The organism is Enterococcus sp. CWB-B31 (assembly GCF_020567645.1).
Classification (GTDB): Bacteria; Bacillota; Bacilli; order Lactobacillales; family Enterococcaceae; genus Enterococcus_L.
In genome coordinates this window covers 79,430-88,505 of sequence record NZ_JAJDJW010000016.1, presented here as the reverse complement: position 1 = coordinate 88,505, position 9,076 = coordinate 79,430, and the positions used below count along the sequence as shown (strand labels likewise).

The 9,076-nt window shown below is 37.9% G+C and carries 10 protein-coding genes and 1 riboswitch; of the genes, 1 reads left to right on the top strand and 9 read right to left on the bottom strand.

Going from position 1 to position 9,076, the window contains the following annotated elements; genetic code table 11:
• Positions 1–301 precede the first annotated feature (301 nt).
• From LI954_RS13165 to LI954_RS13125, 9 genes are all read right to left on the bottom strand, one after another.
• Positions 302–907 carry an ECF transporter S component gene (locus LI954_RS13165; RefSeq protein WP_202066163.1) on the bottom strand — a complete coding sequence of 202 codons (606 nt, stop codon included), beginning with the start codon at positions 905–907 and terminating at the stop codon, positions 302–304.
• A 179-nt stretch (positions 908–1,086) separates the two neighbouring features.
• A riboswitch (FMN riboswitch) is annotated at positions 1,087–1,210 on the bottom strand.
• A 253-nt stretch (positions 1,211–1,463) separates the two neighbouring features.
• Positions 1,464–2,180, bottom strand: a complete 717-nt coding sequence (locus tag LI954_RS13160; RefSeq protein ID WP_202066155.1) for a pseudouridine synthase — start codon at positions 2,178–2,180, stop codon at positions 1,464–1,466.
• Position 2,181: 1 nt separating this feature from the next.
• The gene (scpB, locus tag LI954_RS13155) at positions 2,182–2,799 is read right to left on the bottom strand and encodes an SMC-Scp complex subunit ScpB (RefSeq protein ID WP_202066153.1); all 618 of its coding nucleotides are present in this window, start codon (positions 2,797–2,799) and stop codon (positions 2,182–2,184) included.
• A complete protein-coding gene (locus LI954_RS13150) occupies positions 2,796–3,578 on the bottom strand; it encodes a segregation/condensation protein A (protein ID WP_202066144.1) in 783 nt (260 codons plus the stop codon). The genes scpB and LI954_RS13150 overlap by 4 nt, the downstream gene beginning before the upstream one ends.
• 23 nt (positions 3,579–3,601) lie before the next feature.
• Positions 3,602–3,967 carry an N-acetyltransferase gene (locus LI954_RS13145; RefSeq protein WP_202066143.1) on the bottom strand — a complete coding sequence of 122 codons (366 nt, stop codon included), beginning with the start codon at positions 3,965–3,967 and terminating at the stop codon, positions 3,602–3,604.
• A gap of 18 nt (positions 3,968–3,985) precedes the next feature.
• Positions 3,986–4,879: a site-specific tyrosine recombinase XerD gene (gene xerD / locus LI954_RS13140; protein WP_202066141.1), complete on the bottom strand. Its 894-nt coding sequence runs from the start codon at positions 4,877–4,879 to the stop codon at positions 3,986–3,988.
• A 247-nt stretch (positions 4,880–5,126) separates the two neighbouring features.
• Positions 5,127–6,050 carry an alpha/beta hydrolase gene (locus tag LI954_RS13135; RefSeq protein WP_229444691.1) on the bottom strand — a complete coding sequence of 308 codons (924 nt, stop codon included), beginning with the start codon at positions 6,048–6,050 and terminating at the stop codon, positions 5,127–5,129.
• A gap of 34 nt (positions 6,051–6,084) precedes the next feature.
• Positions 6,085–6,237: a hypothetical protein gene (locus LI954_RS13130; protein WP_229444690.1), complete on the bottom strand. Its 153-nt coding sequence runs from the start codon at positions 6,235–6,237 to the stop codon at positions 6,085–6,087.
• Positions 6,238–6,416: 179 nt separating this feature from the next.
• Positions 6,417–7,511 carry a DUF871 domain-containing protein gene (locus LI954_RS13125; protein ID WP_202066138.1) on the bottom strand — a complete coding sequence of 365 codons (1,095 nt, stop codon included), beginning with the start codon at positions 7,509–7,511 and terminating at the stop codon, positions 6,417–6,419.
• 731 nt (positions 7,512–8,242) lie between these two features.
• Here LI954_RS13125 and LI954_RS13120 point away from each other — a divergent pair.
• Positions 8,243–8,986 (top strand): peptidylprolyl isomerase, encoded by a 744-nt coding sequence (locus LI954_RS13120; RefSeq protein WP_202066137.1) that lies wholly within the window; start codon positions 8,243–8,245, stop codon positions 8,984–8,986.
• The last annotated feature ends 90 nt before the right edge of the window (positions 8,987–9,076 follow it).

Genomic DNA, 9,076 nt, shown 5'->3' with positions numbered 1-9,076 from the left:
TACCAGACTGTCCTGATCAGACTACCACACACCAACTCACAATCAAATCAACAACGGAACGTAGAGATAACAGACATTTTTCACTTATTTCGAAAAGTGGCTAACTTGTTCTTGAAATTTGGGTCTTTATAAAATCACTCATCAGTCCAAATTTATACGAAAAATTATCAATAACTTTCAGTATTCAGGATAAACGAATAGTATGGCTCATGACTGTTTGACAAAGTATCTAAAAAAGACCTTCACTGCCCAAAAGAGCAGGAAGGTCTTTCTTTTACAATTTTTAATGGAGATGCTTCGCTTATTTTGCGGTTGTTTGATTGCCCAGCTGATTTTGCTTTCTGCTTAACCAAGGGAGTATCTTCACATAGAACAGCATAAACACACTGCTGATAATAACTCCTTTAATTAAGTTGAATGGAACAATTGCAGCAGCGATGTAGCTTTCCATTGATCTTCCCAAAAATTCCTGTGCACTGACTCCGTAAAGTCTCAAATACAATGGCGTAATCACAAAATAATTTGCTATGCTCATAAATACAGTCATCATCAGAATACCGGTTACAATTCCGGCTGCTTTGTTTACCAGCTTATGCGAGCCTTTATTGAAGAAATAATACATCGGCAACGTGAACATTGTAGAAGCCAGGAAGCTGGCAATATCTCCGACCATGTTCTGCGGTGACGGTCCTGTCATCAACAAATGCAGCATAGAACGAATAAATGCTGTAACGATCCCAGCAAATGGACCGAATAAAAACATGCCCACCATCACCGGTATGTCACTGAAATCAATCTTTAAAAAAGGAACCGACGGCAACAATGGAAAATCAATAAATTGCAATGCTGCACCAAGAGCAGCTAACATTGCCACGCCAACCATTTTTTGTACCTTACTGTTTCTCATGAAATCCTCCTGACAAGGATCCATCTTCAAACGAACCATTCAAAAAGCGAACTTTCTTTAGATGTTCCGCATTTAAACATCCTCTTACAAATCTTTCAACTGCAGAAAAAAACTCTATTTTTCTGCAGGGAAAAATAGAGTTAGAGTCATCTTATCTGAAAGAAAGCTATTCAAATAAGCCCTATCTTCTTTATCCAGACTTTACTGTCGGTATTGGAATTACACCAATTCGGCTACTTGCAATAAGTAGGTCGTGGACTATAACCACCGGTCGGGAATTACACCCTGCCCCTGAAGACGAACCTTTATTTAATTTTTAATACATCCCAATTATACATCACTTCTGCAAAAAAGCAATAGTTTAGCATCTCACAATCACGACAAAAGCATGAAGAAATATTTTATGAAGCGATAGAAAGTACATGGGCCTTGATCATAAAATTTGCAATTGATACATAATAACCATCTATTTTTTTACTAACTATCCGCTATCAATAAAAGTGAATAGGAAACAGGCTGGCAAAATTCGAGCACAGATTAATTATTCATTGTGCTGCTATTTTGCCTCATTAAGCAGACTGCTGATTTCTTTTTTATTCAAACTGCGATATTCCCCAGGTCTAAGTCCCTGTAATGTCAGATTTCCAAATTTTTCTCTTTTTAATTTTTGCACCGGATAACCTACAGCCTGAAACATGTCTTTGACCTGATGATTTTTCCCTTCATGGATCGTCAGTTCAACAATACCGGTGTTTGTTTTCAAGTCCACTGACAGAATTTGAAAATCTGCCGGAGCCGTTCTGTAACCTTTAACGCGAACACCTTTTTTCAAAGGCTGCAAGTCATGTTTTTTAGGAAGTCCTTTTACCTTAGCCACATACACCTTATTTACTTCGTGGCTTGGATGAATCAGCTTTTGCGAAAATTCTCCGTCATTTGTTAAAAGAATGATCCCTGATGTATCATAATCTAAACGACCAACAGGATAAATTCGCTCTTTAACACTTGGGAAAAAATCCGTAACAACTTTTCTGCCCTTATCATCAGATACAGAGGAAATAACCCCTTTTGGTTTATAAAAAAGATAATAAACATTTTCTTCCTGATAAATCGGCACATCGTCTACCTCAATCAGATCATTTCTGCTGACTTTTGTTCCCAGCTCTTTAACAATTTTTCCGTTGACCTTTACTCTTCCCCGCTCAATATATTCTTCTGCTTTTCGGCGTGAAGCAATCCCGGCATGAGCAATTACTTTTTGCAGTCTTTCCATGTTATTCTTTCTCCTCACTCTCCGGCTCTTCTAGCATCTCTGTTTCAGCAAGTTCATTCTTGTATCGATCAAAAAAGAGATCCAAAGGCAGCTCTTCGTTAATTTCCTCTTCCATATCCTGAATATCTGGAAGTTCATCCAAAGTTTTCAATCCAAAATAATCCATAAAATAATCAGTCGTACCATATAATATTGCCCGACCAGGCCCATCAACCCGACCTTTTTCCACTATTAACTGTTTAGCAGCCAGCTTTTGAATAGAGCCGGCAGACTGCACTCCACGAATTTCGTCCACTTCAACTCTTGAAATAGGCTGCTTATAAGCAATAATTGACAGTGTCTCCAACGCTGCCTGGGAAAGATTATTGGCGATTGGCGACTGAGCATATTTTTTCAGCAAAGGAGCATATTTTTTCTTTGTAGAAAGAACAAACTGATTCCCCACTTCTAATATATTTAATGCCGAACACTCATCCTGTTCATATCTTTTCATCAATTCAGATACAATTTCAAATGTTTTTGCAGTAGGTAGATTTAATAGATATGCCAGCTCTTCCAAGCTGATCCCCTCATCCCCCACTACAAAAAGAACTGCTTCGACTTGACTCATCATCGTCACGTTGTTTCCTCCAAATCATTTGTTGTTTCATTGTTGCTCTGAGCATTATACAGAAAAATCGAACCATAATTTGACTCCTGTTCAACGCGGACCAGATGTTTTTTCATCAACTCGAGTAAAGCCATAAACGTTGTTACAATTTCCTGTTTAGAATAGCTTTCAAAAAAAGAATCCAGTTCGACCGGCTCATTTGAATGCAGCGACCCGATCTTTTCTGTCAGCTCCGCAAGTTTCATCTCAATCGAAACATCCTCACCTGTCACAGTTGTCTGAACCGGCTGACGTTTTTTCCTTTTTTCAAGCATGGAATGAAAAGCCAAAAATAAATCAATGGTATTTAGTTGATTCGGTTTAAGCAATGGCTGTACTTCCCTGTATTCTTCAATATCCATCGGTTCCTTTGTATAGTACAAGCTGCGTTCCGCTTCTTTTTCATGAAGTAATCCGGCAGCATACTTAAATTTTCGGTATTCAAGAAGCTGAGTAACCAGAGCTTCTCTCGGATCTTCTCCTTCGAGTTCTTCTTCATCAGTGACTTCCAGTTCTTGTTTCGGCAGCAGCATTTTACTTTTAATCGCCATCAATGTAGCAGCCATAACAAGATATTCTCCGGCAATTTCCAGCTCCAGCGACTGCATGGCATGTATATAGCCCATATACTGTTCTGTTACAGCAGTAATTGGGATATCATAGATATCGATCTCCAGCTTTTTGATTAAGTGAAGCAATAAATCCAGCGGGCCTTCAAAGATATCTAATTTTATATTGATTTCCTGCAAAATATATCCAACTTTCTACTTTATCAATTCCCTTGTTTCTGCTTCCATTTATCCAGGTATGCCACAGTGGCATTTGTTCCGCTAATCATACAATCACTGTAATTTTCCTGAAGCTCATTTAATAAAAGAAACCCTGCCCCTTCTCCACGTAAAGACGGATTTATACTTATATCATGAAGCACCAGCATTCTTGCAGACTCCTGTTCGATTCCCAGAAGCCCCTGAATATTTTTCTCCTGAGTAGGAATCCACAGCAGCAAACTCAGATTATTGCTTTGCTCATAAATTTCTATTTCATTCAGCAGCGAATGATACTTTTCCATTTTATCATGAAAACTCAGCAGCCCTGCTGCAATCTTTTGATGTTCCTTTCGATAAGGGATCAACATAGGTGTTTCGCCTCCTCTTTAGGCTCTTGGAAAGTGTTTTTTATAGACATCAGCCATTCTTTTCTTGGTGATGTGCGTATAAATTTGTGTCGTTGAAATATCTGCATGTCCCAACAGCTCCTGAACAATTCTTAAATCTGCACCATTTTCCAACAAATGAGTGGCAAAGCTGTGCCTCAATGTATGCGGGGTGATATTTTTTTTAATTCCGGCTTCCTGAACAATTTGCTTAAGATTTTTCCAAATCCCCTGTCTCGACAATGATTTTCCATGGTGATTGACAAACAGCTGCGGTACATTCGAAGGAGACTTAATCAGATTCGGCCTGCCTTCTTCCAAATACTTTTCAATCCAGTAAATGGCATGATCTCCCAAAGGGATAATTCGTTCCTTGTCGCCCTTCCCAATCGTTTGAAGCAATCCGATCGCCAAATGAAGATCTGCCAGCTTCAGTTCAATTAATTCAGTAACGCGCAGTCCTGTGGCATACATAACTTCTAGTATTGCCCGATTTCGAATCCCCAGCGGCTTAGAAACATCCGGTGTTTCAATAAGTTGAGTGACTTCTTCCACCGAAAGAGTATCAGGAAGTTTCTGAGCTTTTTTAGGCGAATCGATATGCTGCATGGGATCATGGTCTGTGACTCTTTCCTGACGCAAAAACTGATGAAAACCTCTCAGTGTTGATATCATACGAATAACCGAGGCAGGAGAATTTTTATCATTGTGAAGTTCCTGAAGAAAATCCAAAACAGTGTAACGGTCAACCGCCTCCCAAGAAGGGATTGCTGCCTTTTCTTTTAAAAAAGTAAAATACTTTTCCAAATCCCGTTCATAACTTTTTCGAGTATTCAGAGATAGCCCTCGTTCTATCTGTAAGTAGTGCAAATACGTATTGATTGTTTCTTCCATTAGGTTATTTTACCTCATTTCACTGTACTATCATAACAATTCACCGAGACAAAGTATAGTTAATTCCATTGATTTTCTCCTGCATCTGCAAAGCCTTGGTGAAAATATCAAAATAAACACAACAGAATCAGAAAAGTGATTACACTAATTCTGCTGCTCAAATTATTCTGTCGCTTATTGCTAAAAAGCTGCTAAAATATCCATTTCTTTATCGGCTTAAGATCGGTTTAAGCAAAATGACTCATTTTCAATCAATATACTGTTCAAGAAAGTTTGAAACCCGCCTTTTATACGTTTCCGAATCTGTCGACATGGCAGTCGCATGCTTGGCGCCTTCAACAACATATTTTTCCTTCGGTGCATCTGTCGCATCATAAACCTGATCAAGCATGGAATAAGGAACAAAATCATCTTTTGTTCCATGGATAAACATTATGGGTGTTTTATTCTTTTTCAGCTGCTTCACTGAACTGGCTTCTCCCAAAAAGTAGCCTGCTCTGATTTTAGTGATACCGCTGGTTACTTCAATTAGAGGGAAGCCCGGTAAATTGTACATTTCTTTTAACTGATACGTGAGCTCATCTTTCGCTGAAGTATAGCCGCAATCCTCCACAATAGCCTTCACATTCTTAGGAAGCTTTTCTCCACTGATCATCATGACTGTCGCTCCGCCCATACTGATTCCATAAAGAGCCAGCTGACTGTCTGCTCCGTTTGCTGCAATCACTTTATCAATCCATTGAAGATAATCTTTTCTTTCAGGCCATCCAAAGCCAATGTAATGCCCTTCGCTTTTCCCATGTCCGCGTGCATCAGGAACAAGAACATTATAGCCCCAATCATAATACATTTTAGCAAATTTACCCATCGTTTCTGCATTTCCCATATAGCCGTGAGCCAGAATGGCATTTTTTGTCGTCTTTTCTTTCGCAGGTAAATAGATTGCCTGAAGTTTCAGACCGTCATTGGATGTTATATTCCAATATTCTCTGTTCGCCTCTTCCTTAAACCATGTTTTTTCGGGAGAGCCAATTTCATCTGTTCCAGGGGTATCATCCTTAATAAAATTCTTTTTTGAAGGAACAACAGCATACTGATAAAAATAAAACCCAGCTCCCGCCAAAGCAATTATCCCCATAATAATAGTAATGATAATCAGCTTTTTCCACATAATTCTAATCTCCAATTTTCCATTTCATTTTTAATTACAGAAGACTGATCTCTTTAAATAGCATCCCAATATCTTCTGCTGCATTGCGTTCTCCTGAGAGTTCCGGTTGCTCTGTTTCTTCAAATATCTTTCCTGTTTGAGCAATTCCTTGAAGTTTTGAGAATAACATTCCGAGTTCTTCTCTCAATGTTATTTCCCTCCGTGCCTCCTTTATTTTATCATTAGATGGAAAAAAATGCTTTTTTACTTTACAGGAAATTTGAAAAAGTATAGTTAAAAATGAAAAGAGCAGAACAAGGTTTTAGTTCACCTTTGTTCCACTCCAGTAATAGAAAGCTCATTTTCTTCCATAAAGCTTTAAATGTTCTATTCTTTATTTTCAATTAGTTTAAAGCTTGACCAAGGACGTAAGAAGTTTAGAAGGAAAAGCTCATCTTCTGATATCCTTCCAACAACGTTAACTCGTCCGTCATTCTTCATTTCTTTTAAAGCAATCTGTGTTTCACCCTTGTATTGCCCATACCCCTCATTATCTATCAGAATATCTCCTCTGATCATGTCTTTTGTGTTATGTGCAGGAAATTCTTTGTCCTTGTAATATATACGTGTCCTTGTTGAACGCAGGATATACTCAGAACGATCTCCCCGGTAGCTGTGCAAATTGTCAAACAGACAAATTCGTTCATTTTCAGTAATATCTGATGCCGCATCAACTTTTAATGTCGGAAAATCAGCATTGAAAGCTTCTGACATTGCTTTTAACTCCGCTTCTGATGCATAGGCATTTCCAATTGAAATATCATCAATCAAGCCAGTTAAAATTAAATGTTTTACCTGAGTGGCAATTTCCAGATCGCGGTGCTCTTCCAGTGAACACAGTCCATCTGAAGTAGGCCATGGACCAAAAGTGGCATCATGTGAATTGACAAAAGCCATTGTATTAATGTTATATTTTCTGAACTGTTCTGAGCAATATACAAAATGATCATAGCTAAGACCTGAGTAGCGATGAGGATAGAAATTGTGAGAGCCCATCAAATTTGCTGTATTTGGTGAGTAATTCATAATATTGTCAACATAACTGGTTCCTGTACTCATATTGATCTCAATTTTGATACCATATGGATTTCTGGTCATTTTTGCTTCTTCACTGCCTGTAAATCCAATATCTAAACGTACACCGTATGCACCCATTTCGTGGAAAAATGACAGGTCATCATAGGAAATATTCAATTGTGCAAATAGTTCAGGATTAATATCAACCATTACTTCCATACCCAAACTGTTGGCATAATCAACTACTTTTTTAAACTCAGCGAGAACTTTTTCTTTATCGTCTTTAATTTGAAGCAAACTGGTAAACACACGTTTAAACCCGTATTTGTGAGCGAGTTCCAAATATTCTTTGTCCTTTTCAAAAGTTGAGCGTTCTGGATAAATCGAAAGCCCTAATTTTCCCATTGTTGCTGCCTCCTAAGTTTTCTTCTTTATTGACATTGATTGTCACTGTTGATTATAACAGAAGCTAAAAAAATGGTCTACACCTTTCCTGTTATTCTCCAGGACAAAAGTATGAAGAAGACACTAGTGAAAATCATACCATTTATTTTCTGAATCCCAAATTTCTCTGGTATTTCCCATTCGCTTTTTTTGATAGCAAATAGTGAGTCAAAAAATACATAGTTACTACGTATCAATTGTAAATTTTCTGATCAATAATCATGTATTTTAGAAAACTTTCTGCAGTTTCTGAAAAATATTTCTTCATGCTTTTGTTGGAGGGCATTCACAGTCTGAAACCACCACTCAATATTATGAATACTTTATTAAGACGGAATAAAATCTGGAGTCTGCAGAAATGAAGCACGTACGCCAACCGAAAGCCCCTTGAAAAGAGCGATCTCTTTTTTTCAAGAGTTCTTCAGACCTATATAGTTCTTCCTATAAGGTTGGAAAGACTTAACTTCTCTCTATCAGTTACCTAAGATAGCTGCTTCGATTACACTTATCAACTATCTATGATTTTGAAGGGATATACATTCAGCAAGCAATTATCTGAATAATGGATGAGTTTAAACTATAAATGAAATTTTTTATGATTTTGTTCTGTTTTTTTAAAATAGTCTGGTAGTCAGGTAGATGTTTTGTTATTATATTTAGGATGACTATATTAAAGGGGATGTATTTTACACATGAAGATCAATAAACTTTTTACAGCAACAGTTTCAATTGCTGCTTCAGTTCTGCTTTTAGCTGCCTGCGGCAATGGTAATGACAGTTCAAGTTCAGCTGACAGTAATTCAAGCACTACAACTGAAAGTTCATCTGAATCAATAGATTTAAATGCGTTGGATCTTCCTCAGCTTTCAGAAGAAGTTGCAGACAACGAAGCCCTGATTGAAATGGTGACTTCAGAAGGTTCCATTGAAATTAAACTGTTTCCTGAAATTGCACCAAAAACAGTTGAAAATTTCATCACACATGCTAAAGACGGCTACTATGACGGACTTATCTTTCACCGTGTGATCGAAAACTTTATGATTCAAGGCGGCGATCCTAACGGAGACGGAACAGGCGGCGAAAGTATTTGGGGAGAACCTTTCGAGGATGAAATCAGCAATCAACTGTACAATTTAAGAGGGGCTCTTTCAATGGCGAATGCCGGACCTGGAACAAACGGCAGCCAATTCTTTATCGTACAAAACTCAGATGATATGTCTGACGGGCTTTTAAGAACAGACAAGCCTGACAAAATTATCGAAGCATACAAAAATGGTGGTACACCTCATTTGGATGGTGCACACACCGTCTTTGGTCAAGTAATCAAAGGGATGGATGTCGTTGATAAAATCGCTGCCAGCGAAACTGACAGCAATGATAAGCCTAAAAACGAAGTAACAATTGAAAAAATCAATATTTTGCAGGAAGCAAAATAAAAAAAATTGATTAGTTGGACGCATCGGGGAATTCACTGTTTGGGTGAATTCTTCCCAGATGCTTTTTTTGTAGTAAAAAGAAAGGCTGAG

Bases quoted from the DNA above. Each gene is read 5' to 3' on its own strand.
- LI954_RS13165 (WP_202066163.1), bottom strand. From the start codon at position 907: ATGAGAAACAGTAAGGTACAAAAAATGGTTGGCGTGGCAATGTTAGCT.
- LI954_RS13160 (WP_202066155.1), bottom strand. From the start codon at position 2,180: ATGGAAAGACTGCAAAAAGTAATTGCTCATGCCGGGATTGCTTCACGC.
- LI954_RS13145 (WP_202066143.1), bottom strand. From the start codon at position 3,967: ATGTTGATCCCTTATCGAAAGGAACATCAAAAGATTGCAGCAGGGCTG.
- xerD (WP_202066141.1), bottom strand. From the start codon at position 4,879: ATGGAAGAAACAATCAATACGTATTTGCACTACTTACAGATAGAACGA.
- LI954_RS13135 (WP_229444691.1), bottom strand. From the start codon at position 6,050: ATGTGGAAAAAGCTGATTATCATTACTATTATTATGGGGATAATTGCT.
- LI954_RS13125 (WP_202066138.1), bottom strand. From the start codon at position 7,511: ATGGGAAAATTAGGGCTTTCGATTTATCCAGAACGCTCAACTTTTGAA.
- LI954_RS13120 (WP_202066137.1), top strand. From the start codon at position 8,243: ATGAAGATCAATAAACTTTTTACAGCAACAGTTTCAATTGCTGCTTCA.